The 26896-nt window shown below is 71.3% G+C and carries 20 protein-coding genes and 3 pseudogenes; 6 read left to right on the top strand and 17 right to left on the bottom strand.

All coding sequences use genetic code 11. The annotated features are described in order from the left end of the window. Nucleotides 1-401 precede the first annotated feature (401 nt). Both F8R89_RS28360 and F8R89_RS28355 read right to left on the bottom strand, forming a co-directional pair. On the bottom strand, nt 402-1658 hold the full coding sequence (locus tag F8R89_RS28360; RefSeq protein ID WP_151786610.1) for an McrC family protein: 1257 nt from the start codon (nt 1656-1658) through the stop codon (nt 402-404). Continuing rightward, nucleotides 1651-3753: an AAA family ATPase gene (locus F8R89_RS28355; RefSeq protein WP_151786609.1), complete on the bottom strand. Its 2103-nt coding sequence runs from the start codon at nt 3751-3753 to the stop codon at nt 1651-1653. Before F8R89_RS28355 ends, F8R89_RS28360 begins: the two co-directional genes overlap by 8 nt. A gap of 655 nt (nt 3754-4408) precedes the next feature. Here F8R89_RS28355 and F8R89_RS28350 point away from each other — a divergent pair. The 3 genes from F8R89_RS28350 (at nt 4409) to F8R89_RS28340 (ending at nt 8016) form a co-directional block, all read left to right on the top strand. Beyond that, entirely contained in the window at nt 4409-5392 is a 984-nt protein-coding gene (locus F8R89_RS28350; RefSeq protein WP_151786608.1) for a hypothetical protein, read from the top strand. A gap of 344 nt (nt 5393-5736) precedes the next feature. Continuing rightward, on the top strand, nt 5737-6849 hold the full coding sequence (locus tag F8R89_RS28345; RefSeq protein WP_225994516.1) for a helix-turn-helix domain-containing protein: 1113 nt from the start codon (nt 5737-5739) through the stop codon (nt 6847-6849). Between the two features lie 3 nt (nt 6850-6852). Next, nucleotides 6853-8016: a hypothetical protein gene (locus F8R89_RS28340; RefSeq protein ID WP_151786607.1), complete on the top strand. Its 1164-nt coding sequence runs from the start codon at nt 6853-6855 to the stop codon at nt 8014-8016. Nucleotides 8017-8035: 19 nt separating this feature from the next. On the opposite strand, the gene F8R89_RS28335 is transcribed toward F8R89_RS28340, so the two are convergent. The 11 genes and pseudogenes from F8R89_RS28335 to F8R89_RS37245 all read right to left on the bottom strand — a co-directional run. Then, a complete protein-coding gene (locus tag F8R89_RS28335; RefSeq protein WP_151786606.1) occupies nt 8036-8653 on the bottom strand; it encodes a hypothetical protein in 618 nt (205 codons plus the stop codon). Nucleotides 8654-9315: 662 nt separating this feature from the next. Continuing rightward, nucleotides 9316-10305 (bottom strand): hypothetical protein, encoded by a 990-nt coding sequence (locus tag F8R89_RS28330; protein ID WP_151786605.1) that lies wholly within the window; start codon nt 10303-10305, stop codon nt 9316-9318. A gap of 740 nt (nt 10306-11045) precedes the next feature. After that, the gene (locus tag F8R89_RS28325; RefSeq protein ID WP_151788318.1) at nt 11046-11456 is read right to left on the bottom strand and encodes a tyrosine-type recombinase/integrase; all 411 of its coding nucleotides are present in this window, start codon (nt 11454-11456) and stop codon (nt 11046-11048) included. Between the two features lie 37 nt (nt 11457-11493). Next, the gene (locus tag F8R89_RS37135) at nt 11494-12492 is read right to left on the bottom strand and encodes a class II fumarate hydratase (RefSeq protein WP_264158894.1); all 999 of its coding nucleotides are present in this window, start codon (nt 12490-12492) and stop codon (nt 11494-11496) included. A gap of 131 nt (nt 12493-12623) precedes the next feature. Continuing rightward, nucleotides 12624-12866: pseudogene (locus F8R89_RS37130) on the bottom strand (lyase family protein); the annotation flags it as partial. Nucleotides 12867-12955: 89 nt separating this feature from the next. After that, nucleotides 12956-14562, bottom strand: a pseudogene (locus tag F8R89_RS28315) (NAD-dependent malic enzyme). A 263-nt stretch (nt 14563-14825) separates the two neighbouring features. Further along, nucleotides 14826-15101: a hypothetical protein gene (locus tag F8R89_RS28310; RefSeq protein ID WP_413251272.1), complete on the bottom strand. Its 276-nt coding sequence runs from the start codon at nt 15099-15101 to the stop codon at nt 14826-14828. Nucleotides 15102-15156: 55 nt separating this feature from the next. Next, on the bottom strand, nt 15157-15480 hold the full coding sequence (locus F8R89_RS28305) for a hypothetical protein (RefSeq protein WP_225994515.1): 324 nt from the start codon (nt 15478-15480) through the stop codon (nt 15157-15159). 28 nt (nt 15481-15508) lie between these two features. Beyond that, nucleotides 15509-15676, bottom strand: a complete 168-nt coding sequence (locus F8R89_RS36335; RefSeq protein ID WP_192806256.1) for a hypothetical protein — start codon at nt 15674-15676, stop codon at nt 15509-15511. Between the two features lie 317 nt (nt 15677-15993). Continuing rightward, complete coding sequence (locus tag F8R89_RS28300; protein ID WP_151786604.1) at nt 15994-17019, bottom strand: DNA topoisomerase IB; 1026 nt, start codon at nt 17017-17019, stop codon at nt 15994-15996. Nucleotides 17020-17140: 121 nt separating this feature from the next. Continuing rightward, nucleotides 17141-17272: pseudogene (locus F8R89_RS37245) on the bottom strand (DUF6766 family protein); the annotation flags it as partial. A 184-nt stretch (nt 17273-17456) separates the two neighbouring features. Between F8R89_RS37245 and F8R89_RS28295 the strand changes: the two are divergent. Beyond that, entirely contained in the window at nt 17457-18389 is a 933-nt protein-coding gene (locus F8R89_RS28295; protein WP_225994514.1) for a polysaccharide pyruvyl transferase family protein, read from the top strand. 36 nt (nt 18390-18425) lie between these two features. Here the strand turns inward: F8R89_RS28295 and F8R89_RS28290 are convergent, their stop codons facing one another. From F8R89_RS28290 to F8R89_RS28280, 3 genes are all read right to left on the bottom strand, one after another. Next, complete coding sequence (locus tag F8R89_RS28290) at nt 18426-19331, bottom strand: glycosyltransferase family 2 protein (protein ID WP_151786603.1); 906 nt, start codon at nt 19329-19331, stop codon at nt 18426-18428. After that, nucleotides 19328-20212 (bottom strand): glycosyltransferase family 2 protein, encoded by an 885-nt coding sequence (locus F8R89_RS28285; protein WP_151786602.1) that lies wholly within the window; start codon nt 20210-20212, stop codon nt 19328-19330. Before F8R89_RS28285 ends, F8R89_RS28290 begins: the two co-directional genes overlap by 4 nt. A 187-nt stretch (nt 20213-20399) precedes the next feature. Beyond that, entirely contained in the window at nt 20400-21269 is an 870-nt protein-coding gene (locus tag F8R89_RS28280; protein WP_151786601.1) for a universal stress protein, read from the bottom strand. Between the two features lie 265 nt (nt 21270-21534). On the opposite strand from F8R89_RS28280, the gene ppdK reads away from it, so the two are divergent. Beyond that, nucleotides 21535-24228, top strand: a complete 2694-nt coding sequence (gene ppdK / locus F8R89_RS28275; protein WP_151786600.1) for a pyruvate, phosphate dikinase — start codon at nt 21535-21537, stop codon at nt 24226-24228. Nucleotides 24229-24279: 51 nt separating this feature from the next. After that, nucleotides 24280-24897 (top strand): HPP family protein, encoded by a 618-nt coding sequence (locus F8R89_RS28270; protein ID WP_151786599.1) that lies wholly within the window; start codon nt 24280-24282, stop codon nt 24895-24897. Here the strand turns inward: F8R89_RS28270 and F8R89_RS28265 are convergent. Continuing rightward, on the bottom strand, nt 24869-26878 hold the full coding sequence (locus F8R89_RS28265) for an SWIM zinc finger family protein (protein WP_413251299.1): 2010 nt from the start codon (nt 26876-26878) through the stop codon (nt 24869-24871). The genes F8R89_RS28270 and F8R89_RS28265 overlap by 29 nt on opposite strands. Between the last annotated feature and the right edge of the window lie 18 nt (nt 26879-26896).

The raw sequence follows: 26896 nt of genomic DNA, 5'->3' as shown, positions 1-26896 counted from the left end.
CTTCGCACAACACCCCGAACCTGATCCCGGCCGAGCACAACAGCACACAAAGGCGAGCGGCGCGATCAGGGGGCGCCAGCCGCAAGAGCGGCGACCTGGACGCCGACGTCGTCGGCTACCTCACCGATGGCCTCGAGCCAAAGCCTGTCCGCACACGATCGCGGGTGTCGTTGCCAAGCTCTCCATCCATCAGCTCGGCCAGGGCGATCACCGAGGTGGCTCCCCGCTGGGCCGCCACTGGCCATAGCTCCCTGATGTCGTCACGCGGTACCGTCTGCGCGCCGGAGGCTGAACCGAGCGCGGCGCGCTTCGCGGGCTTGCAACGCTTCAAGCGCTCGGCACGCCCACGCCTGTGAGCGACATGGGACCGCAGCACCTCGGCTGGCGTGGGCGGGCGGCGGTCACCAGTCGGACCAGGGCAGTGCCGACCGGACCCACAGGGCCGCCTGGTGCGGGGACGCGTGCGTGTCGACACCGAGGACGTGGATGCTTCCGAGTGCACCCCGCGGTCCACTGGCCTGGAGGGTCCGGTGGGAGTGCCCACCGGAACACGGGTGGACGATCACTGCACGCGGGTCGGCGCTCGGAGTGTAGCCGGCACCGTAGGTGAGGAGTTGGTGGACGTCGCCCGCGCCGACGCCATAGCGGTCGTAGCGCTTGTACTTGGCGTCCACCGGCAGCAGGGTGCGCGCGGACGGGGCACGCCCCGGAAGGCTGAGCAGCACGTCGGGCCGGAAGGTCGAGGTGCTGCCGAGGTCGCCCCGGACGGTAATGCCTGTCGCACCGCCGCTGGGGACGGCGTGCCCGCCGTGAGGGGCGGCGGCCTCGGTGGCCAGACGTCGGACGACGGCTTCCCAGAGGGCGGGCATGGCCAGCAGGAGGCCGTCCGCCGTCATGCCGTCGTCGGTGAGGAGGTCGGTCACACCGCCGCCACACAGGAGCAGGCGGGCCCAGGTGTGCGCTGCGCGGTAGCGGGCGTTCAGGCGTGTGTACCGGGTGCGGTCCAGGGAGCGCAGGGCGGCGTCGGGGGTCGGGGCCTGCGGAAAAGCGTCGGCGATAGTGTGAAGGTCGCGGGCCAGGTCGGGTTGTGTGGCCAGGGTGCGGGCCACCCGCAGCGCGGTTCCCAGGACGCGGTTGTCCTCGATGTCCGCCTCCCGGTCGAAGGTGCGGACGTGCAGTTGATCGAGTTGCCCATAGCGCCGGAACACTTGTGCCGCGACGTCCAGGCGTCCCCGCAGGACCGGTTGCAGGCTCTGGCGGCGTACGTAGTCCCGGCGCAGCCCTTCCCGGACCAGTTGCTCGCACTGCTCCAGCAGGGCCGCGGCCACGAGGTCGGCGTAGCCTTCCGGGCCGGTGGCCCAGCGCCGTGCCGTCGCCGGGAGCGGCGCGGGCGCGCCGAGGGCGTAGGCGAGCCAGATCATGAGTTGCTCGCCCGGGATGGCGAACTTGGGCTTGATGACCAGGCGGATGCGGTCGAGCACCAGGATGCCGACGGTCGCGTCGGCCTTGAGCCGCCATCCGGACGGGGCCTGGTCCAGGCTGAGGCAGGCGCGCGTCTGGAGGGCGCGCAGCCGCTCGACGTCCCGGGGTGTGAGCTGGTCGGCCCCCAGCAGTGCGGATCCGTACTCTGCGAGCCGGACCTCGGTGTGGTCAGGCATCGGGGCCCGGCGTGCCGCTGGTGAACTCGGTCGCCAGGGCGGCGGCGAGGTCCTGCGGCGGCATCAGCGCGGGGCGTCCGGTGTCCGCGTCGACGAGGCTGCCGAGGATGCGGTGCAGCAGGTCGGCGCGGCCGAGGCAGTAGTCCTCCAGGAGCGGGATCACCTCGTGGTGGAAGGCAGCGGCCAGGTCGTCCTCGGTGGCGATCGGCTCGCCGTTGCGCAGCAGGTAGGCGTGCCCTATCTGGTGGTCGGCGTCGAGGTGACGGGCGATGCGGGTGTTGAGGGACTCGAAGAACTGTGCCAGGTCCAGGGGGCCGACGGTGCCGGACACGGCGTCCGGGTCGGGGCCGACCGGGAGGAAGGCGAAGCGGCGGCGTACGGCGGCGTCCAGGTGGCTGATGCTGCGGTCCGCCGTGTTCATGGTCCCGATGATCCGCACGTTCGGCGGCACGGAGAAGGTGCGCCTGCTGACGGACAGCGCGAGGGGCAGGCCGCGCTTGTCGAGTTCGAGCAGGGTGACCAATTCGCCGAAGATGCGCGGCAGATCGCCCCGGTTGATCTCGTCGATGATCAGCAGGAAGGTCTCGTCCGGGCGTGCGATGGCCTGGGCACACAGGGTGTGGAACACACCGTCGGTGAGCGCCAGGGTCAGCCCGGGGCCGGTGGCGCTCAGGTCCGGCTTGAAGCCCTCCACGAAGTCCTCGTAGCCGTAGGACGGATGGAAGGTCACCATGTGGATGCGGCCGTCCCGCAGCGTCTCGGCCTGGGCCGCGGCCCGCTGGTCCGGCGTGGAGTTGAGCGCGTCCGCACGACCGGCGAGGGCGAGGGCGGCGCCGAGTGCGAGCCGGGTCTTTCCGGTGCCGGGAGGTCCGTGCAGGATCACCTGCCCCTTGCGCTCCAGCGCCTCCAGTACGCCTGCGACATCCTCGGGCAGCGTGACGGGGCCGCCGGTGTACGACTCCGTCGACTCCGCGCCCGTATCCGCGAGGCCCGCGGTGATCCTGGCGAAAAGCGTCGGCTGCACCTTGGCGAACGTGGACCGCCAGCCGTGCTGGGGCTTCGACAGTTTCCGCGCGTGGGAGACGTCCCAGGACACCGGGACGACGTGCTGGTACTCGGAGTGGTCGGCCTCGAAGCGGTAACTTCCGCTGACGGTCCCGGTGGCCAGAACCTCGTCCATCCCGCGGTTGGCCACGATCCGGTCCCCCGCCTCCAGGTCCCGGAACGCCAGCAGTCGCCGGGCGAGCGTCAGGCTGCCCCCGCTGCTGCGCGGCCAGTACGCGTCGAGCGCCTGCTTCAGCTCGGAGTCGCTCTGGTACTGGCCGAGGTCGCCGAGTTCGTCCCACCCGACGCGGATCACCCCGCCGTCACGGCACTCTTCCCACAGCCGTCCTCGTTCACCGGGGGCGATCTTCCAGACGGCGCGCTGCTGCGGTCGCGGATCGAACTTCGCGTACAGGAAGTGCATGACCTCCTGTCCGCTCCAGCCATCGAACTCCGGCTTCGCGCGGACGAGTTCCAGCAGCCGACGGTTGTTGCGCCAGGCCGGCGCGTCGGGCTGCGAAGAGCCGCCCAGCAGAGTGACGAACCGACGCAGGTGCTCGCCGGCGTAGATGGGCAGGAAGTGCTCGGGGAAGTAGGTGGCCAGAGACTTGGTCACCAGCGTCGGACCGAACCGCAGCGCCTCAAGATCGTCCACGGCCTCGAAGTCCGCTGCAGCTACGGCCTCGAAGGCCCGCACGAACTGTCCGCGCAGCTCCTCCCACGCCTCCTGCGGCGCCATCCCGCGCAGCGGCGCGGCCACCCGCCACTCGCCGGAGTTGTGGTGGTACATGATGTGCTTCGCCGCGCTGCCGCCCTTGATGCTGCCGAGGTTCGGGGTACCGAACTCCATCAGCCTGCAGTACGCCGGTCCGCTCCCGGACTCGGCCGCCTGCCCCAGGGCGTAGCGCGACAGGGGCAGTGTCGGCCACTCCTCCAGGGGGAACTGAGAGAGCACCTGCTTGCGTTCGTCCTCGGCGGCTGTCTCGCTCTCCGGCACGCTGCTCCGGTCGAATGCCGCCGCTGCCGCCCGTAGGTCCATTTCGTCCGCCATGAAGGTCATCATGCCGGATCATCGGCATTTTGAGCGCGTACCAGGGCAGTTGAGGGCGAGCCTGGGAGGCGCTGAAAAGCGGGGGGCGGTTCTGGGAAGGGGATGGTTGGGGTGGATCCCGCCCCTGCCCAGAGCGGGCAGGCGTCGGCTGGCTAACCACGGTTGGAGTCGTAGCCCCATCGAGCCCGGCCGTCGCTGCCCATGAAGCACTTGGCGGGCCTTCCGTCCTCCGCGGCGCCCAGAGCGCCGACGGGGGAGCAGGCGTATCCGAACTGGATGCCTGTCTTGCCGCCAGAGCCGCTCCCGCCGCTCGTCCCGCTACTGCCGGAGCCGCCACCGCTGCTTCGCCGACGAGTTCGCGCAGGAGGCCGTTGCTCCAGAAGACGAGCCGCGGTGCGGTGTCGGAAGAGCCGTGACGTGGAGCAACTACGGTGTCGCGTTGTTACCCTCCGCACCATGCATCATGCGGCGCGGGAGATGCGCTCTCCGATCCTTTCGATCCACCCGTACATACCGGCCATTGGGCAACACCAGAACGTGATCTGTTCCATGGCCTCGCGCGGCGACTGCGTGGACGGTGACTACCACTAGGCCAGGATTTGATTCCAACTTCTCTTCGATCCACCCCACTTGGCCCTCAAAGAGGAGGCAGACCTTGGAGATCAGACCCCGGAACCGCCGTGAACCCCTCGGCAGCCAGCCAGACGTCGACTTCCCGCCGGTCCAGAACGGCATCGACTACCTCCTGAGCGTCACCGACCACCTCACCCACGGCGATCCGCCCGAGCCTCGGGACCTGAAGTACGCGATCCTGCACCTCCAGGCCGCCGTGGAAGTACTCCTCAAGGCCCGCCTGCAACGCGAGCACTGGTCCCAAGTCTTCAAGAACCCCCGTGCCGCCACCCGCGCGCGGTTCGAGTCCGGTGACTTCGAGAGCTGTACCACCGATGCTGCGCTCGACCGGCTGGCGGGCATCGCCGGCGTCACCATCGCGGACAAGGCCGTGAAGACGCTCGGCGTGCTGACCAAGTCCCGCAACGCATTGCAGCACTATGGGCTGACCACCTCCGCCCCTGCTGTCGAGGCCCGCGCCGCCGAAGTGCTCACCTTCCTCATGGAGTTCTTCACCACCGAACTCCAGCCCGACCTGAGCATGGACGAGGACAAGCTCGTGCAGCGGGACCTGGCCGTCATCCGGGCCCGGCTGGGCACCATCACGTCCTACCTGAAGCAGCGTCACAACGAGATCCGCGCGGAGCTGGCCCCGGTGGCGGACAGCGTCGTCGAGTGCCCGGTGTGCGCGCAGTTCGCCGTCCAGGTCGGCTTCCCCGACCCACAGTGCAGCTTCTGCCACATGGGCTGGGTCCACTCCTACGGGCTGCTGTTCGACTACCTCAGGGCCTTCGACCGGCCCGGCCTGCTCACCGGGGAGTGTCCTGACTGCGGCCACGAGGAGATGCTCCGCCAGACCCGCGTTGCGGCCGCCCCCGCCAGCCCGCGCACCCTGTGCTTCGGCTGTGCCACCTCCCTCGGCCCGCAGACCGCGACGTGTACCAACTGCGCTGCCCTGTACGAGCCCGGTGAGGACGATCTCGGCATGTGCCCGCGATGCCTGGCTCAACGGTTCGAGAAGCTCTGACCCCAGACCACGCCCTCCTTAAGGACGACCATGCCGCTCATCGAGTACGACCCCGCCGCGGCGCTGCCCGTCGCCGTTCTCCACAAGACCTCCACCGGCACTTCCGGGCGGGGCCCCAGCGCGCGCAGGCACTGAGCGGCAGGCGCCGCCGTTCAGCCCGGCATCGGGTTTCGGGCTGAGGCACCAATGAGCCCCAACAACGGTCGGCCCCGTCCCAGTTGGATTGTCAGTGGAGCGTGGTATCCCTGGAGGCAGTGCACTCCGAGGATCATGTTCGGAATATTCTGAGGCATAAAATCGTGTATCCTCAGCGGAGTCGAGACTTGTCAGGGATGGAGGTGGCCGTGAGTGATCACAAGGAGTTGGTCGCAGACCCCTCCATGCTCGCCCTCGCACGCGACTCGCGCGGTTGGACCCAATCCGAGCTTGCCGAGCAGATGTCGCGCGTTGACGGCAGCCGCGTCACGCAGGGGTACGTGAGCCGGGCCGAAGCCGGACGCATCCCAGTCCGGGCTGAGCGGGTGCGCCTGTTCGCCGCCGCACTTCGCTTCACGCCCGAAATGCTGTGCCAGGGCGCTGATACAACCGGGGTCGGCATCGGGCTGATACATCACCGCAAGCGCGCCTCTCTGGGAGCCCCCGCGCTGCGCCGGATCCATGCCACGTTGGCACTTACCCGCTACCAGGTCGAAGCGGTGACCCAGGCGGCTGCCCTCCGCCATGTCAACCTGTTCAGGCACATTGAGGTCAATGACTTCGACACTCCCGCGGACGCCGCCGAGACGGTACGCGAAGAGTGGGACGTTCCCGCCGGCCCCGTCGACAACCTGGTCGCGCTGCTCGAAGATGCCGGCGCGCAGGTCGTCGTCCGCGACCTTGGCACCACCGATCTCGACGCCGTGAGCCAGTGGCCGCCCGGCAGGGCGCCGCTGATACTCCTCAACTCCGCAGTGCCTGGCGATCGTTCACGGTTCAGCCTCGCGCATGAGCTGGGCCACCTGATCATGCACCGCGAGCCCGGTGAGGGGCGCGTCCAAGAGGCACAGGCCGACCGGTTCGCTGCCGAGTTCCTCATGCCACACGAGGTGATCCTGAGCGAGCTGAAGCCCGGCATCGACGTCGCTCGCCTCATGGATCTCAAAGCCAGGTGGGGGGTTTCGATGGCCGCTCTCATCCGGCGGGCCGTCGACCTGGGGGTCATCAGCGAGTGGCAGTACCGCACGCTCATGGTCGAGTTGTCCGCACTCGGCTACCGCACGAACGAACCGACGATCATCCGGCGCGAAACCCCGCGCCATATCGCTCAGGCCGTCACCCGGCTTGAGGAGCAGCTCCACCTCAGTCCGACCGAGACCGCCCACCTGGCGGGCCTGGGTCGCGAGGAGTTCCACGAGATCTACGTGCGCGCTTATTCTCCGTCCGGACACAAGGACGTGCCGGACCCTTCTGCGAGGTGATTCATGAGCAACGCCCCCGATCCGAGGCGGCGGCCGCCCGCCTTGAAGACGCTCGACCACACGGTGGCGGCTGTGCCGCTCCTGCAGGGACGCGTGCTGCTGCACGAGCATGCCCGCAACATTCCTCGACCCCGCCGCGCCCTGGATGATGAGCTGAGCGGCGTGGTCATGACCGGCGCCAACGCCGACGCTCGAGCGTTCCAGCTCCGCACCGACGTTGGTTACGAGGGCACTCTGCTGATAGACAGCGCCGCCTACAGCACCTACACGGCAACGGCGGAAGAGCCGTTCATGGCGCCTCCCGACGAACTGTTCGCCACCGTGGACGACTCCTTGAACTTCCAGAAGGCTCGAGGGGCAACCGCAGCGCTGACTCCCACCGGGTACATACCGCCGGCGAGCTCCCGCGCCCTCAAAGCAGTGATGCGGGACGCCAACCGGATCGAGCGGGATGACACGCTGGTCTCCCTCCCGATCGACGTCACCTGGCTCAATCGGGAGAACATCGGTCAACTCATCGCGGTCTGCGCCAAGATCCGTCACCCCAAAGCCGTAATCCTCTTCCGCCAGTTCGACCCGCTGGAACAGGGGAAGGACGTTCCGGCCAACCTGCGGCGGCTGTTCACCGAGGTCGAGCACATGGCACTGCTGCGCACGGATCTCGCAGCTCTCGATGTGCTGGCGCATGGCGCCCTCTGTGCGGGAATCGGCGTCCAGAGCTCGCTCCGCCACGCGATACCTCCCGACGAGAAGGCCCAGATAGGCAAGCGAGGTGGCGGCCCCACGTACCCGCACGTGCTGATGCCACAGTTGATGTGCTTCAAGGGCGCCGAGTCCCTGTCCAACCTCTACGCCAACGTGGATCCTGCAACCTGCGACTGCGAGGAATGCGACGGGCGCGGTCTCGACCGCTTCTTCCTGCCCGACGGCGACACGCGACGCGAGGCCGACAACCACACCATCATCACCTGGAGCGGCTGGGTCAGCGAAATGGCCAGCTACCGAGCCGGTACCGAGCGCAAGACGTGGTGGCGCAACAAATGCGCTGCGGCCGTCGACCGCTACGCGCTGGAGAACCAGCGCATCGGGCAGGGCGCAAGCTCAAAATCCGGATTCCAGGTACCCCCGCCACTCAAAGCATGGGCGACGCTGCCCGTCGCTCCTTAGCCAGTCGCAAGCAGAGCCCTCAGGGAAGCTGACGGTGGATTTCTTCCAGGAACTTCCAGGCGGCAACCGTGTGGCGCCTGCGCACGAAGGGGCTCGGCGGCACGACAACCTCCACCGCGTCCCCCTGGGTCAGGAACAACCCGATGCCGTAGAAGTCCGCGCGCATCACAGCCTCATCTCTGCGCCGCAGCACACCATCGACCAACACCGAACGAGCAGTGAACGGCGTGAACCGCTCAGCCTGCTCCATCGCCGACTCCCAGCTGCGTCCGGGCACAAACACCATGTCGATGTGCACGGGCTGCGTCGCCTGTCGGGTGATCAATCCGTCGCGGCGAACCACCGCGCCCTTCGGCAGAGACTTCAACACCCGACGTTCCTTCTCACTCAACGAGCCAGCGGGAACTGGCTCACCGAGTGGAAGGGCCATTAGGAGATTCAGTACCTCCGGTCGCGTCAGCGGTGGCATCCCCACGGCTGTCCGTCGCTCCCGCTCTTGCGCCTCGTACCGGTATGCCGCCACAGCCTTCGCCCCGAAAGCTTCGACAACCGCCAGCTTTGCCTCGCGGGGTACGAAATCGCCGGGAGCCAGCGCTCCCGCGACCACATCCATGGGCTCCCGTGCCGCGATCGCCATGAACCATCCCGCTCTCGTCCTGACCTGACGCTCTCCCCAGCGGGGCTGTACGCGCTCATCCTTACCGCTTGCCCTGCACCATCGGAAGCAATTTCGGCCGACCCACTACGAGTCTTCCTCCGCCGCTGTGCCGCAGCGCGGATGACGCGCCGCAGAGCCAACCGACCCAAACCGGTCCAAGACACGGGAACGCTTCCCACGAACACCAAGGCTAGTGCGGACGCTCGTACGATCATGTACCACCTCCCCGGATGACTCCGAACCGGTCATCAGCGGCCCGTCGCCGTCCAAGGCGCGCCCGCAGCAGGGCGCCGACGAACGACTGCGATCGTAGCCGCCCCAGACCACGACGCCTACATTTGTTCGAATATTCGGGCACTTGCCGTCCCGCCAGAAGTTGAAAATTCGATCACCACACGGCAGGCGCGCTCTGTTGCTCCCTGTACATGACCCTGGCCGCTACAGGCCAGACGCGTGACCGGTGCGCCTGAAGCCAAGGTTCAGCCGGAGTCGGCGAAGTCGACGACGAGCGGGGATCCGATGCTGAAGTCGAGGTAGCCGCTGATCAATTCGGTCCCGCTCCGGCACCCTGCGTCAGAAAAATGGGGAACGAGGACATCTGCCGCCTCACCTCGCTGGCAACGGCGGCCAGGAAGTACGCATCAAAGTGGATCCGCTGAGGCGCCAGCGGGAAGCGGCAGACTGCTCACGACGTACTGGTTCAGGATGTCGTCCCGATCCATGAACATGATCTGGCTGCGCTTCGCCGCGTCCAAGGCGTTCCCCAACCAGTTGCGCGCCGCCTTCGTAATCTCCCCGCCGGCCACGATGAACGCGTGGTCCACGAGCACGCGACGGTTGGTCTCCGAGTCGAAGATCTCGTGCGCCAGCATCATCAGCGCCTGATTATGAATCTCCGCGATATTGGCGTTGCCTGTCCTGGACCGCCCTGTCGCATCCAGCTTGCCGCGCTTCACCTGGATCCCGAAGTACAGGAAGTGCTGCGTCGGCAGGGTGTAGCGCATCCAGATGTCTTTCCCGTACTCCAGCGCCTTGTCTCGGTGTCCGGCTGCGGTAATGCGGTGGAAGCCCAGTTGCCGGAACAATGGAAGCAGCACTTCCTCAATGAGAGCGTCCTCGCTGCAGGTGTCCAGGAAAGCAGCCAGGGCCGAACGCCGCTGCGTCTCGGCGACACTCAGGGGGCGGTGCGGGTTCTGGGCCGGCCTCGAGACACTGTTCGTTCCGATATGCCTCAGGTAGCAGTGCTTGTCTTCAGCGTAGAAAGCTTCGAAGCCCTCTCGTGAGAGCACATCGTTCAACTGACGCAAGGCATTGGACCGGTCGCGCCCCTCATTGAGTGCGCTGGCCGGGTCCATCAGGTGGTCGATGACTCGGCAGAACGACTCCGGCGGGTGGGCAGGACCCTCGTGCGACTCCGCCAGCAACTGCTCGAGCACGCCGGCTACCCAGCGATGCCGCGTCGAACCATCATGCTCCCAATCCATGTCGAGCTCGCCGAAGAATTCGGTTAAGTACTTGCTCGATCGATATGAAAAGTAAGGGGGCTCGGTGTCCCCTCGTGGAACGTCGGCACCGAGGTTTCCACAGATGAGGTCGCCGAGCCTCTCCAACGTTCTCTTCCTGAACTCCACGACGCCCCTCCCCAGAGCACAGCGGCTACAAGCAGAAGACCATTCTGCCTCGAAGGAGCAAGGGACCTGCGAGAGAAGCCAGTAGCCGACGCTCAAGGCATCGATGGCAAGCGACGGTCGGCCGATGCGGCACCCCGTCCCTGCCACCAAGACCCCGCCGGAACGAGCCGACGGGGGTCTTATCAGTCACATCCGTGTCACCAACTGAGTCGACGCCCTTGCACCACAAGGTCCTGAGCAGGCCAAACGCCCCCGACTCGGATCACGTGGACGCCAGAAGACGGCTTCTACGACATGTGCCAGGTGGTACCCAGTGAGGGACCCAGGATCAGGACCGGAGCGTCTTCCGGCCCGTCGAAGCGGTATTGCAGGGTGTTCGGGGGTGTCTCACTCACGCCCCAGACCCTCTCACGTCTCACGAAATCTCACATAGCCCGGGGAAGCCTGCCGCTCGACGCACCCGCGGCTCGACTCATCGGGCACTGCAGACGGCCTCGTCGATCGGGTCTGAACCTCTCAGCGTGTACGGGCGCCCCTGCCGCAGCGTGTCCTGCCGGCCGTGCTCGCGCCCGGTCCACACATCGACGTGCTGCTTCCTTCACCAGCACGACTGCCGGCTGTTCCGAGTTTGCGGCAAAGTGTGTGGCATCGTGCCGAAGGTCGGGGACGACATAGCAGGAAACAGTTCGGGCCGCTCCGATCAGCAGCCGACAACCACCCCTTGGGATGCGTCGCCGGCCTCACGCCCGACTGTTCAGCTCACCGTGCAGGCCATCCCATGTGCTGGCGGCTTCGCGGAGGTCTTCCACGTCCGGCTTGACGTACCACTTCTTCGTGGTCTTCACGTTCGTGTGCCCGGCCCACCGGGCGAGGATGTGATCCGGCACACCGTTGTTGGCAAGAAAGGTCAGGCAGGAGGCACGAGCGTCGTAGAGACGTACTCTGCGCAGGCCAAGGACCTCCATGAGCCTGCATGCGCGCCTGCGGAGCTGCTTGATCGTGAAAGCCTCCCCGGTCTCGTGTACCACGACGTACCCGGAGTCCGAGTAAGCCTCACCGAGCGCCAGCCTCTCCTTGGCCTGGAGAGTCTTGAACATCTTGAGGGCCATCAGCACTGGGCCCGACAAAGGAAGATCACGTTCCCCGGCCATGGACTTGGTGGGAGGCAAACGAGTGAGCGCAACGCCCCTACCCGGCGTGTCGGTTCAGGCCGACCATCGTGGAGGGGTCGACGATCCGGTCGAAGTCCTGTTCGCTGACATATCCGCTGGCCAGCGCCGCCTCGCGGAGGGTGGTGCCCTCGTCGTTGGCCTTGTGGGCGATGGCGGAGGCCTTGTCGTACCCGATGGCCGGGGACAGCGCGGTGACCAGCATCAGCGACCTCTCGACGTAGTCCCCGACCCGGTTCCGGTCGAGCTCGACGCCTTCGACGCAGTACTCGCGGAACTTGTCACAGGCGTCGGCGAGGATGCTTGCCATGTGCAGGAAGTTGTTGATGATGACCGGCCGCATGGCGTTGAGCTCGAAGTTGCCCTGCGTACCCGCGAAGGCGATGGCCTGGTCCTCCGAGAGCACCTGGATGCAGACCATGACCATGGCCTCGCACTGGGTCGGGTTGACCTTGCCGGGCATGATCGAGGAACCGGGTTCGTTGGCGGGCAGGACGAGTTCGGCGAATCCGCAGCGGGGCCCGGAGGCGAGCCAGCGGATGTCGTTGGCGATCTTCATCAGCGGGACGGCGAGCGCGCGCACCCCGGCGGAGGCGCCGACCATAGCGTCGAGCCCGCCCTGAGCCGCGAACTTGTTCGCCGCCGTGGTGAACGAGTAGCCGGTGCGCAGGGCTATCTCCTGGGCGACCTGTTCGGCGAAACCCTCGGGGGCGTTGAGGCCGGTGCCGACCGCGGTGCCGCCCATGGCGATCTCCAGCAGCCCCTCGGCGGCGCGGCCCGCGCGGTCGCACGCCTGCTCCAACTGGCGTGCGTAGCCGGACCCTTCCTGGCCCACTGTGAGCGGGACGGCGTCCTCGAGATGCGTTCGGCCGATCTTCACGACGTCGTGCCAGCGTTCCGCCTTGTCCGCGATCGTCCGCTGCAACGCGCGCACGCTGGGCAGCAGATACTCCTGGACGCCCTGAACGGCAGCGATGTGCATGGCGGTCGGGAACGTGTCGTTGGAGGATTGCCCCATGTTGACGTGGTCGTTGGGGTGGACCGGCGTCTTGCTGCCGAGTTCGCCGTTGACGAGCTGATCGCGCGGTTGCCGATCACCTCGTTGGTGTTCATGTTGGACTGCGTGCCCGAGCCCGTCTGCCAGACGTACAGCGGGAAGTGCTCGTCCAGGTCGCCCGCGATGACCTCTTCGGCGACCCGCTCGATGAGGCTCGCTTTCCAGGCGGGCAGCCGGCCCGCACGGCCGTTGACGACCGCGGCCGCCCGCTTCACGTGGCCGTAGGCGTGGTAGACGGCCTTCGGCATGTGGTCGTCGCCGATGGAGAAGTGGATGAGAGAGCGCTGGGTCTGGGCCCCCCAGTAACGGTCGGCGGGCACGTTCACGGCTCCCATGGAATCGGTCTCGCGCCGGGTGCCGGTCGCCACGATACCGATGGGCAGATCCCGCACCTCGGGGACATCGTCGTCATGCTTGGGGGAGTTCATGCGCTGCCTCCCCGCATCGGCTCGTAGACGGGCTCCCACATCCGCTCGCGGACGGAGCGCTCGGGGTCTGCGCGGCGCTGGGCCGCGACGCCCTCCGCCATGGCGGCCTCCACCACGGCGGTGGCCGTACGGGCAGACGACTCCCACAGGTCCTCGACCGGCGGCAGCAGAGAGGCTCCGGGCGCGGTGGGGTCGACCTGGTCGGCGACGGCCTGCGCGGCGGCACGCAGCATGCCGTCGGTGACGTGTTCAGCGCCCGCGACGATGGTGCCGAGTCCGAGGCCCGGGTAGAGCAAGGCATTGTTGGCCTGGCCGATCCGGTAGGTGACGCCCTCGTAGACGACGGGGTCCACCGGGATGCCGGTGGCGACCAGCGCCTTCCCGCGGGTCCAGGCGATGATGTCATCGGGCATGGCCTCGATCTGCGAGGTCGGGTTGGACAGCGGCAGGACGATCGGGCGCTCGCAGGAGGCGGCCATGGCCTCGACGACCTCCTGGGTGAAGGCCCCCGGCACGGTCGAGGTGCCCAGCAGAATGGTGGGCCCCGCCCGGCGGACGGTCTCCAGCAGTGAGATGCCGCCGTCGCGGTTCCAGCCGTTGGTCTCCGCCGGGTCGCGGGCGTAGCGCTGCTGGAAGTCGCGCAGGTCCGTCATGTCGCTGGTGAGCAGGCCCTGCTTGTCGACCAGCCAGATCCGCGCCTCGGCGTCCTCCTCGCGCGCGCCGTCGCGGACCATGGCGTCCCGGATGTGGTCGGCGATGCCGACACCGGCCGTGCCGGAGCCGAAGACGACCAGTCGCTGCTCGCGCAGGGCACACCGCTGACCTTCACCGCGGACAGGGCGGCGGCCAGGGCGATAGCGCCGGTGCCCTGGACGTCGTCGTTGAAGATCCGGTAGCGGTCGCGGTAGGTGTCAAGGATGCGGCGGGCGGTGCTCGGACCGAAGTCCTCGAAGTGCAGCAGGGCGTGCGGGAAGCGGATCGACGCGGTCCGCAGGTACGCCTCGATGAACGCGTCGTAGGACGCGCCACGCACGCGGGGGAAGCGGTTGCCCAGGTAGAGAGGATCGTCGAGCAGGGCCTGGCGGTCGGTGCCGACGTCCAGGGAGACGGCGATCACCCGGCCGGGGTCGATCCCGGCGGCGGCGGTGTAGACGGCCAGTTCGCCAACGGCGATCTGCACGCCGCCCACGCCCCAGTCTCCGATGCCGAGGATCTCCTCCGCGTCCGAGCAGACGATCAGGTCGACGTCGTTCGGGCCCAGACCCAGGGTGTCGAAGGCCCGGTCCATGTCGTCCGGACGGTCAATGGACAGGAACAGTCCGCGGGGGCTGCGGTACTCCTGCGAGTACTTCTCGATGGCCAGGCCCACAGTGGGGTCGTAGACAATCGGCAGCAGTTCGGGCAGGTGCTCGCGCAGCACCTTGAAGTAGAGGACCTCGTTGCGGTCGTGCAGTTCCTCCAGATAGACGTTCTTCGCCAGGTCGTCCCCCGCCCCCCGCATCTGCCGAAACGCACGCCCCGCCTGCTGCTCCAGCGTCAGTACGGCGGCCGGGAGGCGTCCGGTCAGGCCCCGCGCGTCACGTTCCTCTTGCGTGAACGCCACTCCGTGATTGAGGAGCGGGTTCGTCAGGACGTCCGGAACAACCGGACCGGTTTCGCCGCCTTGCGCCAGTTCCTTCTCCCTGCCTGGCTCGTGGGATCACAACGACCTAGGCACGACCGCGACCTATGTGTGTGGCCTCCTTAAGCCGCAGGTAGTACCGGTGCGGTCATGAGCCACCTACTCATCCAGAGTAGAGACGCCCGAAAAATTCGCACGCCCATCCGCGAGATGTCTAGACCACCATCGCCCCTGCATCATCTGAACTACCGGCAGGTGACGGACGCCTTGGTGAGCAGCCGGCTGAGCCGGAAGGTGGCGATCGCCGTCAGCGCCACGTCCCACGGTTCGGGGCGGTCCGGCACCGGCCGGCCGCGCAGCCGTACGGCGGTCGCCCAGGCCGCCGTGTAGCCGGCGAACCCGGCCATGGCGGCGAGGTAGCCACCCAGCGGGCGGTCGTGCCCCGCCGCGTACTCGGCGCGGGTGCGCCGCAGCAGCCCGTGCAGACGTCCTGTGCGCTGACCATCGACTGCCGTGTCCATGGGCTCCCTTCTCCATGCCTCGTTCGTGGGGGGGTTCCGCGGGCTCCGGGACACGTCAGCCGGTGTCGGTGTCGTCGGCGACGTCTCCGGCGTCGATCGTGTTCGCGCGCTCGGACGGGTCCACCGTGCCGTCGCGGTCCGGGGCGATGCCGGGGCTGCCGCCGGGCTGACCGCCGCCGGTGCTGCCGTAGCCGCCGGGGACGCCGGGTGTGAGGTCGGCGTCCGCCTCCTCCCGCGAGATGCGGCGGGTGGCGCGGACGTTCGCGCGGCGCTCCGGGTACGGGTAGGCGAACGGCTGGGACCGCGCGCGTTCCTCCTCCTCGGCGAGGGCCTTCCGTGCGGCCCGGACGGAGTCGTCGTTCTCGTGGTGCTGCGTCATGGCCGTTCCCTGTCGGTGGGGTCGCGGGTCACTTCTCCTCGAAGTCCTCGGGGCTGACGCCCGCCTCTTCGAGGGCTTCCCTGACCGTGCGTCCGGTGGCCCCGGCGTCCGGGGTGCCGGCCTCCGAGGCGTTCTTCTCGGTGAGGACCTCGTCGGTCGTGTCGGTCTTCGGACGGTTCTCTTCGGGAGTGGTCATCACGGCCCCTTGTCGCGTCGCGGATCTGGCCGGCCCGTCCTGCGGCTCCCGGATCGGGCGAGCGGCCGGGACGAGCGGCGGGACAGACCGACTCACCTCAGCGGTCCGGGCTAAACACCTGCTCCCGCCATGAACCGGGAGGTTTCGCCCGCCGCCCGGCGACGGCGCGCTGCCGTTCGTGCGCATGATCTCCGACGCCGGATCGGACCGGTTCGACGGCCCGAACGAGGTGCAGAAGGCCCTATTCGGCAACGGGTGACCCGCGGCCGAGACACGGCCGGGGCCGCACGCCGAGGGTGGTCGGCCCCGGCCCTGTGTCAGCCGGTGGATCCGTTGCGGAGCATGCGCAGGACCGCGCGTTCGGCGGGGCCGTGCGTTGCGGGCGTGCCGGGGGTGCCCTCGTCGCCCAGTTGAGGCAGCGCGTCGGCGACGGTGATGCCCTCCTCGTAGAGCTCGATCACCCGCGGGTTGATGTACGAGGCGCGGCAGACGGCCGGGGTGTTGCCGAGGTAGCCGGCGACCTCGCGTGCCGCCCGGGCGATGGCGCGTCGCCGGGCGGTCTCGCTGCGGGCGACCGGGTGGGAGACGGCCAGGGCGACGGCGGCCATGACGGTGGCGTGCCAGGTGCGGAAGTCCTTGGCGCTGATCTCGCAGCCCGCGAGTTCCTTGAGGTAGGTGTTGACGTCGTCGCCGGTCACGGGGTGCCAGGAGCGCTGCTCCCAGTAGGCGAGGAGCCGTTCGTCGCCGCCCCGGCGCCGGAGCATCGCGGTGAGGGAGCGGCAGGCGGCGGGGTCCACGACCGTCTGGACGATCTCCTTGCCATGCTTGCCCGTGTAGCTGAACAGGACCGCGTCCGCCTGGCAGCGGGAGTGCTCGCGCAGCAGGGTGGTGAGGCCGTAGCTCTGGTTCAGCTCGGTGTAACGGTCGCTGCCGACGCGGAAGAAGCCCAGGTCGAGCAGGCGTACGGCCGTGGCGAGGACTCGCTGCCGGGTCAGTCCCCGGCCGCCCAGGTGCGCCTCCACGGTCTCGCGCACGGCGGGCAGGGCCTCGGCGACGTCGAGCACGTGCGCGTGCTTGGCCAGCTCCTGTTCGGCCCGGAACCGCGGGTGGTACAGGTACTGGCGGCGGCCCGCCTCGTCCGTGCCGACGGCCTGCAGATGCCCGTTGGGCCTGGCGCAGATCCAGACGTCGCGCCAGGCGGGCGGGATGACGAGGGCACGGACGCGCTGCAGCTCGTCGCGGTCGCGCAGCGGCTCCCCGCGGGTGTCCAGGTAGCGGAAGCCCCGCCCGTGGCGCGGACGGCGGTACCCGGGGTCGGTGGGACGGCTGTGGGTGAGACGCATCCCCACCTCCGGGACGGGTCCGCCGCGCCTCCGGAACGGGTCCGCCGTGTCGGGGGCGGGCGGAAGGCGGCTGTGTGGGTCCGGGGTACCCACCCGCGCCCCGCGCACGCCCGGCGCGCGGTCAGCCCTCGGTCCCGGTGGCGGAGTGGGGCGCGCCGACGGGCTTGGACTCCGGGGAGCCCCGCTGCCGCAGATAGACGGCGAGGACGGCCATGGAGGCGACGGCGAGGAGTTCGGACTGCCAGTTCCGCAGGGGTCACCGGTCACCGCTCCCCCATGAGACACGGGCTCCCCCGGGACCGCAAGCGGCGCGACGGCCCTCGCGGGGCGGGGCGTCGGGGGCGGCGGTGATCGTCCGCGCGCCGGGGCGGCGGTGACGGGCCGCGTGCGGGGGCCGGAGGTGATTGTCCGCGCGCCGGCCGGGGCACCCGGGCGCCGTGACGGAACGGCCACGGATCCTGCTGACGGGATGGTTCTCCTTCCTGCACGGGGAGGCGACCGCCGGGGACGTGCTGGCGCTGGAGCGGGCGCGGGAGGTGCTGCGGGGCGCACGGCTCGCTCACGACGTCGCCTGGAGCCCCGGCTTCCGCCCGGAGGGGCCGTCCCTGGCCGAGGTCCGCCCCGAGGACTACTCCCATCTGGTGTTCGTGTGCGGCCCCCTGCACGGCCCGCAACTGGAGGAACTGCACCGGCGGTTCGCGCACTGTGTGCGGATCGCCGTGGGCACGTCCGTGGTCGACGCCGCCTGCCCGGCCGTCACCGGGTTCCACCGGGTGGTGGCGCGGGACGCGCCCCGTTCGGAACCGAGGCCGGACCTGTCGGCGCGCGCGTCGGCCCTTCCCGCCCGGCCGGTCGTCGGAGTGGTCCTCACCCACGGGCAACGGGAGTACGGCGGACGCAGGCGGCACGCGCGGGTCGCCGAGGAGGTGACCCGGTGGCTGGCGGGGCGGGACTGCGCGCGCCTGGAGCTGGAGACCCGGCTGGACGCGCACGACTGGCGGTTGTGCGCGACACCGGCCCAGTTGGAGGCGGTGCTCTCCCGGCTCGACCTGGTGGTGACGGACCGGCTGCACGGCATGGTGCTCGCGCTGCGGGCGGGCGTTCCGGCACTGGCCGTCGACCCGGTGGAGGGCGGCGCCAAGGTGACGGCCCAGGCCCACGCCTGCGACTGGCCCGCGCTGGTCCCCGCGGAACACGTCGACGCGCCCACGCTGGACCGCTGGTGGGCATGGTGCACGACCGCGGGCCGGGTCCACGCCCGGCAGATCGCGGAGGGCTTCCGCCGGGGGGCGGCCCGCGACGGCACGGAGGAACTGCTCGGGGCTCTGGGAGTGGGCGCGCCGACCGGTGAACCGGGCTCGACCGCGTAGGAGATGACGGAGGGTTCTGCGGGGCGTGGCCCCGGTTCAGCCCACGTAGCGGCGGGCCTTCGAGTGGCGTTGGGTGGTTTCCAGGAGGCGTAGCCGGGACTCCACCTCCGGCGGGAGGACCCGGCGTTCGCGCAGGACCCAGGGGAGGGCGGCCGCCGCCTCCGCGAAGGCCCCGAGCGACGCCCTGTCCCGGGGGACCGTGCGGGCCAGGTGCAGGGTGCGGCTCAGGGCCCGTCCCACCGGGCGGCGGAGCCAGGTGAACCACAGGGTGTTGCGGATGCCGTGCGCGCGGCGCCGGGTGGGGTCCCGGATCACCGACGCCTGGTGATGGATCGTGAGATGGTCGGCGTACGTCAGCCACCAGCCGTCGGCCGCGAGGTCGGCGGCGAGCAGCTCCTCCTCGCCGCCGAGCCACAGCCGGGGGTGGAAGCCGCCGGCGGCCCGGAAGGCGTCGGCGCGCAGCACGGTCGCGGCGGCGAGGAACGAGCCGAGGGCCGGTCCGGGCAGCCAGGCGGGCCCGGTCAGGGGTGAGCCGCGCAGCTCGGTGACGATGGGGTCCTCCGTGCCGTCGGGTTCGACGACGATGCGGGCGGTGACGGTGCCGAGTCCGGCGTGCCGGTCGAGGAGGTCGGCGGCGCCGGTCAGGGAGCCGGGCGCCCACCAGGAGTCGTCGTCGCAGAAGGCCACGTACGGCGTGCGGACGTGCCGCATGGCCAGGTTGCGGCCGATGGCGCCCAGGTTGCGGCCGGGGCGCAGCAGGAGCGCTTCGGGGTGGTGCCGGGTGACCGCGTCGGCGGTGCCGTCGGTGGAGCCGTTGTCGGTGACGATCACGCGGGGCCGTTCCGGCAGTTCGGCCAGCCGGTCGAGGGTGCGCAGCAGTTCCGGGCGGCGGTTGTGGGTGATGACGACGACGGTCGTACGGGGGTCGGTGGGGTCGGTCATGCCGGTGCTCCGACGGCCTCGGCCGTGCTGTCCAGGGTGCGGGCGGCCCGTTCGACGGAGGGGGGCAGCGGCCTGCGCGCCCGCAGGGCCGCCGGCAGGCGGGCGAGGGCGCCGCGCAGGGCCTGGCGGGCGCGGTCGTCGTGGCGGGCCTGACCGGCCAGGTCGCGGGTGAGGGCGAGCGCGTACGGCAGCGGGCGGCGCAGCCACGCGGTGAGCAGGGCGTTGCGCAGGACGGTGACCGGACGGCCGGTGCGGGGCGACACCGCCGGGTGGTGGTGGGCGACGACGTCGGCGCAGTGGGCGACGCCCCAGCCGCGGGCGGCGAGGTCGTAGGCGAGCAGTGTCTCCTCGCCGCCGAAGAACAGCACGGGGTGGAATCCGCCCGCGTCGAGGTAGGCGGTGCGGCGGACGACGCTGGCGCAGGCGAGGAAGCCGAGGACCTGGGTGCCGGGGAGGTCGGTCGCCGGGCCGAGCGGTGACCCGGCCAGCACGTCGTTCAGCGGATCGGGTTCCGCCGCCGGGCCGACCAGGGTGTGCGCGGAGAGCAGGCCGAGCCGCGGGTGCGCGTCGAGCAGTCCGGCGGCGCGGCCCAGCGCGTCCGGTGCCCACCAGGAGTCGTCGTCGCTGAACGCCACGTACGGCGTGTCGAGGGCGCGGACGCCGGCCGTACGGGCGAGGGCTCCGCGGTTGGCGGGCAGCCGCACCACGCGAACCTGCGGGAACTCGCGGGCGAGCAGGGCCGTGGTGTCGTCGGTGGAGGCGTTGTCCACGACGACGACGGGTGGCCGCTCGGGCAGGCGCAGGAGGTGCCGGAGGGTAAGGGCCAGCGAGGGCGCGCGGTTCCGGGTGGCGATGACGACGCCGACGGCCGCGGGGGTCACCGTCCGGCGGCTTTCGGATCGCGGCCGGGGCGGACCACCGGTCCTGCGCCGCCGCGGGGCGGGGTGTGGCGCCACGAGCACCTCATCGGGCCTCCTCACGGGTCGCCGTCCCCCGCCGAGTGCCCGGCGCGCGACGGCGGACACACGAAGGAGCGAGCGGGCTGGAGGAGGCGGTCCGCGGGGGCCGTCACGTCCCGCGGACGACGGCGACCGGGCAGTGCGCGTGATGCAGCATCGCCTGGCTGACCGAGCCGAGCAGCAGGCCGGTGAAGCCGCCGCGCCCCCGCGCGCCGACCACGAGGAGCCGCGCGGAGCGGCTCGCCTCGATCAGGGTCTCCCGCGTGGGGCCCCGTACCGCCTTCGTCGTCACGGCCACGTCGGGGAAGCGCTCCCGGTGCCCGGCGAGCGCCTCGGACACCAGCCGCTCCTCGTCGTGTGCCAGGACGCCCGGCGCGGCGGCGAACGGCCCGCCCTCCGGTGTGGGCAGCGGCGCGTTCCACGTGGTCCAGGCGTGCAGCCCGACGAGCGGGGCGCCGCGCAGGGCGGCCTCGGTGAAGGCGAAGTCCGTCGCCGCCTCCGCTGCGGCCGAGCCGTCGACGCCGAGGATCACCGGGCCGTCGGTCCGTGGCTCCTCGCGGACGACCAGGACCGGGCAGCGGCCGTGGGCGGCGAGGTGTACGGCCGTCGAGCCCACCAGCAGGCCCACGAAGCCGCCCATCCCCCGGGACCCGACGACCACCAGCTCCGCCGTCCGCGACTCGGTCTCCAGGGTGGCCAGGGGTTCACCGCTCACGACGGCGTGGCCGACGTCGATCCCCGGGGCGACCGTCCGCGCCCGTTCGACCGCCTCGGCCACCAGCCGGTCCACCTCCTGGCGCAGCCCGCCGTCCCGCGGGCCCAGCGGGGACGGGCCCAGCGGCACGTGCATGGCCGGCCAGACGAACGCGTGGACGACGCGCAGGGCGGCCCCGCGCAGCCGTGCCTCCGTCGCGGCGGCCTCCACGGCGGCCAGACTCGACGCCGATCCGTCCACGCCCACGACCACCCGACCGCTCACGATGACTCCCTCGCCGTCGTCGCCCCCGCTCCGTCAAGTCTTCACCCGGCGCGCCGCACCCGGCATCCGCGGCCCGTGGCCCACGGCCCGTGTCCATGGTGAGCGGGCCGCCGCGTTGCGCCATGGGGCCGATCGGCCTCACTCCGAGGACGTCCAGCGCCTGCCGCCGGGCCGCCGTACGGCGGAGGCTGGAGGGGTATCGCACACCGGCCGGGCCGCCCCTGGGGTGATCCGGGCACGCGTGACCGGAAGGGAGAGCAGCGCCATGGTCCGTCACGTGTACGCGTTCACCGAGGGCAGCCGGGACATGGCCGCCCTGCTCGGCGGGAAGGGCGCCAACCTCGCCGAGATGACCCGGATGGGGCTGCCCGTGCCGCCGGGGTTCACCGTCACCACCGAGGCCTGCCGTGCGTTCCTCGCGACCGGCACCGAGCCGGAGGGTCTGTCCCGGGAGATCTCCGAGCATCTGACCGCCCTGGAGGAGGCGGCCGGGCGGCGGCTCGGGCAGCCGGACGACCCGCTGCTGCTGTCCGTCCGGTCGGGGGCGCGGTTCTCCATGCCCGGCATGATGGAGACGATCCTCGACGTCGGCCTCAACGACGAGTCCGTGCAGGGCCTCGCCAAGTCCTCCGGGAACGAGCGCTTCGCCTGGGACTCCTACCGCCGCCTCGTGCAGATGTTCGGCACCACGGTGATGGGGGTCGACGGCGCCCTGTTCGAGGACGCCATGACCCGCCTCAAGGAGGACCGGGGCGCGGCGGACGACCTCGGCCTGGACGCGGGCGACCTCGCCGAGCTCGTGGAGGCGTACAAGGAGCTGGTCCACCGGCACACCGGCGACGACTTCCCGCAGTCGCCGGCCGAGCAGCTGCGCCGCGCCGTCCTCGCCGTCTTCTCGTCGTGGAACGTCGAGCGCGCCCGTCTCTACCGGCGCCGCGAGCACATCCCGGACGACCTGGGCACCGCCGTCAACGTGCAGACGATGGTCTTCGGCAACCTGGGCTCCGACTCGGGCAGCGGCGTCGCCTTCACCCGCGATCCGGCCACCGGCCGGCCCGGCCTGTACGGCGACTACCTGCCGAACGCGCAGGGCGAGGACGTCGTCGCCGGAATCCGCAACACCGTCCCGCTGGCCGACCTGGAACGCCTGGACCCGACGTCGTACGCACGACTTCGGTCGCACATGCGGGCGTTGGAGGACCACTACCGGGATCTGTGCGACATCGAGTTCACCATCGAGCGCGGCCGGCTGTGGATGCTGCAGACCCGGGTCGGCAAGCGTACCGCCGAGGCCGCGTTCGCGATCGCCGCGGAACTCGTCGACGAGGGGCTCATCACCGAGGACGAGGCGCTGCGGCGGGTCGGCGGCGAGGGGCTGGCCCGGCTGATGTTCCCCCGGTTCGACACCTCGGGGGTCGGCGAGGCGCTGGCGCGCGGCATCCCGGCCTCGCCGGGGGCGGCGGTCGGGGCCGCCGTGTTCGACTCGGCGGAGGCGGTCCGCCGTGCCGCCGCCGGGGAGAAGGTCGTCCTGGTACGGCAGGAGACGACGCCCGACGACCTGCCGGGGATGGTGGCCGCGCAGGCCGTGCTCACCAGCCGGGGCGGCAAGACCAGCCATGCCGCCGTGGTCGCCCGGGGCATGGGCAAGGTGTGCGTGTGCGGGGCGGAGGAGATCGACGTCGACCCACGCGGCCGTCGCTTCACCGTGGGCGGCACGGTCGTCGAGGAGGGCACGGTCCTGTCCGTGGACGGCTCCTCGGGGGCGGTGTACGCCGGTGCCGCGCCGCTGGTCGACTCCGCCGTCATGCGGTACTTCGAGACCGGCGACCGCTCCGGGCCCTCGGCGGGGCTGGTCGAGGCGGTGGCCCGCGTCATGGAACGGGCCGACGGGGCACGCCGGCTGGGCGTGCGCGCCAACGCCGACACCCCCGAGGACGCGGCGCGCGCCCGCCGGTTCGGCGCGGAGGGCATCGGGCTGTGCCGCACCGAGCACATGTTCCTCGGCGACCGGCGGCCCCTGGTCGAGGCGATGATCCTGGCCCGTACGGACGCCGAACGCGAGCGCGCCCTCGCGGAGTTGCTGCCGCTGCAGCGCCGGGACTTCACCGGCATCCTGGAGGCGATGGACGGTCTGCCCGTCACGATCCGGCTGCTCGATCCGCCGCTGCACGAGTTCCTGCCCGACCGTACCGAACTCGCCGTCCGGCTCGCCGCCGATCAGGCCCGGGGCATCACGCCCAGCGCGCACGACACCGAACTGCTGGACGCCGTCAACCGTATGCACGAGGAGAACCCGATGCTCGGCCTGCGCGGGGTGCGGCTCGGGCTGGTCGCGCCGGGGCTCGTCGCCATGCAGGTGCGGGCGGTCGCCGAGGCGGTCGTCGACCGCAGGCGGGCCGGTGGTGATCCGCGCGCGGAGATCATGGTGCCGCTGATCGACACGGTCGAGGAACTGCGGCTGGTGGGCGAGGAGGTGCGGCAGGTCCTGGCCGAGGTGTCCGAGGAGTCCGGTGTCGTCGTGGACTGCCCCGTCGGCACGATGATCGAGCTGCCGCGCGCCGCCCTGACGGCGGGCCGGATCGCCGGGGAGGCGGAGTTCTTCTCCTTCGGCACGAACGATCTCACCCAGACCACCTGGGGGTTCTCCCGGGACGACGTCGAGGCGGCGTTCTTCTCCGCCTACCTGGACAAGGGCGTCTTCAAGGTCTCCCCGTTCGAGACGATCGACCGGGACGGCGTGGGCCGGCTGGTGGAGATCGCGGTCGCCGAGGGACGCGCCGCCCGGCCCGGCCTGAAGATCGGGGTGTGCGGGGAGCACGGCGGGGACCCGGAGTCGGTGCACTTCTTCCACGCGGCCGGCCTCGACTACGTCTCCTGCTCGCCGTTCCGGGTGCCGGTCGCCCGGCTGGAGGCGGGGCGGGCGGCCCTCACAGGGACGGACGGCAGCGACAGCCGGTGACGGGAGTCCGGTGGCCCGGGCCGAACGGCCCCCGGCGGGAAGGGAGTCGGCATGACGGCACGCACGGTCGGTGAGGTGATGACCGGAGAGGTCGTCGGGGCGCGCCGCGAGACATCGGCCGGGGAACTGGCCCGGCTCCTCGACCGGCACCGCATCGGCGGTCTGCCGGTGCTGGACCACGACGACAAGGTCGTGGGCGTGGTCGCCCGGGCGGACCTGACAGGACGCCAGGCCCGTTGCGCGGCGGCTGAGTTGATGTCGACGCCCGCGGTCACGGTGCATCCCGAGCAGCGGGTCGCGGCGGCGGCGCGGGTGATGGAACGGCACCGGGTCGACCGGCTTCCCGTGGTGGACGAGGAGGACCGGCTGATCGGCATCGCCACGCGCCGGGACCTGCTGCGGGTCTTCCTGCGCACGGACGACGACATCCGCCGCGAGGTGACGGACGACGTCCTGCCGCGCGCGGTGTCCCCGGCGGGGGCGGGCGGCGTGACCGTGTCGGTCCGGGACGGCGTGGTCACCCTGTCGGGACGGCTCGGCGAGCGTGACGCCGTCCCCCTGGTCGTCCAGTCGGCGTGGCGTGTCGACGGGGTGGTCGGAGTGGTGAACGACCTGACGGTGGGCTCTGGGACCGGCGTCGTCACTCCTGGGCGCCACCGAGTCCCGTGAAGGCGCCGACCGGGTCCAGGTCGGGGGTGCCCCTGGGCCACCAGTCGTCGCGGCCCGGCTCGGACTCGTACGGGTACCACAGCCCGTCCCGGCCCAGGCGCACCTGGACATGACCGCGCGGGTGGGTGAGGTGGTTGCGCCAGGGCCGGAAGGCCGGGAGGTCCGCGGCGAGGAGCAGCGGGCGGGCCCGGTCGAAGCGCCCCGCCGGCGGGTCCCAGGGCTCCTCCAGGACGGCCAGGCCCTCCGGGCCGCCCTGCCGCCAGGCGGCGACGGCCCGCGCGAGGTCGGCCGTCGTACGGCCGGCGGCCGACGCGAGGGAGGCGTACAGGGCGCGGCTGCCGGCGGTGAGGCCGGAACCGGGGCGGGCGGCGGCGAGCCGCACCGCGTCCTGCCAGAGCGTCAGACCGCCGACCGGGTCCCGGCCGGTCCCCAGGAGGGCGTGCGCCCGGGCCGCCGCGTCGGTGGCCAGCTGGTCCAGCGCGAACGGGTCCGGGCCGCCCGGCGCCGCCGGGTACACCGGGGGCTGCTCGGGGTGCGGCGGCACCGGCAGCGGGGGTGGCGGCGGCGGGAGCCGGCGCCCCGCGGCCAGCGCCTCCGTGGCGCGTACGCCCGTCAGGGGTTCGGGCTCCCGTTCCTGCGCGGCGCGGGCGGCGCGCGCCGCGTTGCGCCGGGACAGGGCGTCGAGCAGCTCCCGCTCGCCGCGTCCGCGCAGCAGGAACAGGACGAACGGGTCGGCGTCCAGCAGCCGTGCCGTCTGGTAGCAGAGGGCCGCCGCGTGCTTGCAGGGGTGTCCCCGGTCGGGGCAGCTGCACCGGGGGTCGAGGTCGCCGGGGCCGGGCAGCAGCGGCACGTCGCCCTCGGCGAGGGCCTGGGGCATCTCCCTGTCCAGCAGCGCGGCGATGTGCGCGGGGCGTTCCGTCACGGCGTCCAGGAACCGCTCCCAGCCGGCGTCGCCCAGCGTCCGCAGCCGCACCTGCACGCGGTACGGCCGGGGCCGGCTGCCCCGCACGTACGCCAGCACCAGTCCCGGCGTCACCGTGATGGCGTCGACGTGCCCTCGCCGCGCGTAACCCCGGCCCCGGGCCAGTCGCTCGACATCCAGGGCGCCCTCCTCCAGGGCGGCCACCCAGGCATTGCCCCACCAGGTCTCGGCGAACCCGACGCCCCCGGCCGCCCGTGGCGCGAACGCCGGAAAGGTCCGCCGCAGCTCCCCGTCCCGTCCGGGGGCGGCCATGGAGCGGGGCACTTGGGGGGTGGGGGCGGAGCCTGAGGCGGGGGCGTGGGTCGAGTCCGGGGAGGGGGCGGGGGAAGCGGGGGCCGTGCTCAGTGTGTCCCGACCAGGCCGGGGGTCGGGGGACGCAGGGTCCGAGTCCGGCGAAGTGGGGGCAGGGTCTCGACCCGGCCCGGAGGCGCCGGACGGTTCCGCCGGCCTCGCGTCTCCGGCAGCCCGGTCCGTCGCGTGGGCGCGATCCGCCGGGGTTGGGGCGGGACCCGGGGCGTCGGTGTCGTGACCGTCGTAGGGGACGCGGGTTTCGCGACCGTCGTGGGTGTCATGGCCGTCGCGGGCCTCGCCGGCCTCCCAGCCGTCACCGCCATCGCCGCCGTCACCGCCATCACCGCCACCCCGGGCGTCCCAGCCCTCTTGTCCCTCGTCGCCCTCCTCCCACGTCGGCATCCTGAAGGCATCCGCCATCAGGCGCCGTACTTCGCGGGCGCGCTGGGCGGCGGTGTCGTGAGCGGCCTCGGCACTGGGTGCCCGCTCCCCCGCCGGGCCGGTGGACGCGGCCCGTCGGGTGCGGTGTGGGGGTCGTCCCTCGCGCTCGGCCTGTGCCGCGGCTCGGCGTCGGTCCTCCCGGGCGGCGCGCAGCGCCTCCCGGGCTCCCTCGGCCGCACGCCGGGCCGGCGTGGTCCCGGCACCCGTGCCGGCGTCGGCCCGGGGATCCGGTTGCGCCACAGGACCCGCGGACGCGGCCCGCCTCAGAGCCGCGCGGGCGGCGTC

The sequence above is a fragment of the Streptomyces sp. SS1-1 genome (assembly GCF_008973465.1).
GTDB lineage: Bacteria > Actinomycetota > Actinomycetes > Streptomycetales > Streptomycetaceae > Streptomyces.
Note: the sequence above shows the minus strand (reverse complement) of the source record. Positions and strands in the feature narration are given on the sequence as shown.

Excerpts from the sequence above, each read along its gene's own strand:
- F8R89_RS28360 (WP_151786610.1), bottom strand. The coding sequence starts at position 1,658 with ATGCCTGACCACACCGAGGTCCGGCTCGCAGAGTACGGATCCGCACTG.
- F8R89_RS28355 (WP_151786609.1), bottom strand. The coding sequence starts at position 3,753 with ATGGCGGACGAAATGGACCTACGGGCGGCAGCGGCGGCATTCGACCGG.
- F8R89_RS28340 (WP_151786607.1), top strand. The coding sequence starts at position 6,853 with ATGAGCAACGCCCCCGATCCGAGGCGGCGGCCGCCCGCCTTGAAGACG.
- F8R89_RS28335 (WP_151786606.1), bottom strand. The coding sequence starts at position 8,653 with ATGGCGATCGCGGCACGGGAGCCCATGGATGTGGTCGCGGGAGCGCTG.
- F8R89_RS28325 (WP_151788318.1), bottom strand. The coding sequence starts at position 11,456 with ATGGCCGGGGAACGTGATCTTCCTTTGTCGGGCCCAGTGCTGATGGCC.
- F8R89_RS37135 (WP_264158894.1), bottom strand. The coding sequence starts at position 12,492 with ATGGGGCAATCCTCCAACGACACGTTCCCGACCGCCATGCACATCGCT.
- F8R89_RS28310 (WP_413251272.1), bottom strand. The coding sequence starts at position 15,101 with ATGGACACGGCAGTCGATGGTCAGCGCACAGGACGTCTGCACGGGCTG.
- F8R89_RS28305 (WP_225994515.1), bottom strand. The coding sequence starts at position 15,480 with ATGACGCAGCACCACGAGAACGACGACTCCGTCCGGGCCGCACGGAAG.
- F8R89_RS36335 (WP_192806256.1), bottom strand. The coding sequence starts at position 15,676 with ATGACCACTCCCGAAGAGAACCGTCCGAAGACCGACACGACCGACGAG.
- F8R89_RS28300 (WP_151786604.1), bottom strand. The coding sequence starts at position 17,019 with ATGCGTCTCACCCACAGCCGTCCCACCGACCCCGGGTACCGCCGTCCG.
- F8R89_RS28290 (WP_151786603.1), bottom strand. The coding sequence starts at position 19,331 with ATGACCGACCCCACCGACCCCCGTACGACCGTCGTCGTCATCACCCAC.
- ppdK (WP_151786600.1), top strand. The coding sequence starts at position 21,535 with ATGGTCCGTCACGTGTACGCGTTCACCGAGGGCAGCCGGGACATGGCC.
- F8R89_RS28270 (WP_151786599.1), top strand. The coding sequence starts at position 24,280 with ATGACGGCACGCACGGTCGGTGAGGTGATGACCGGAGAGGTCGTCGGG.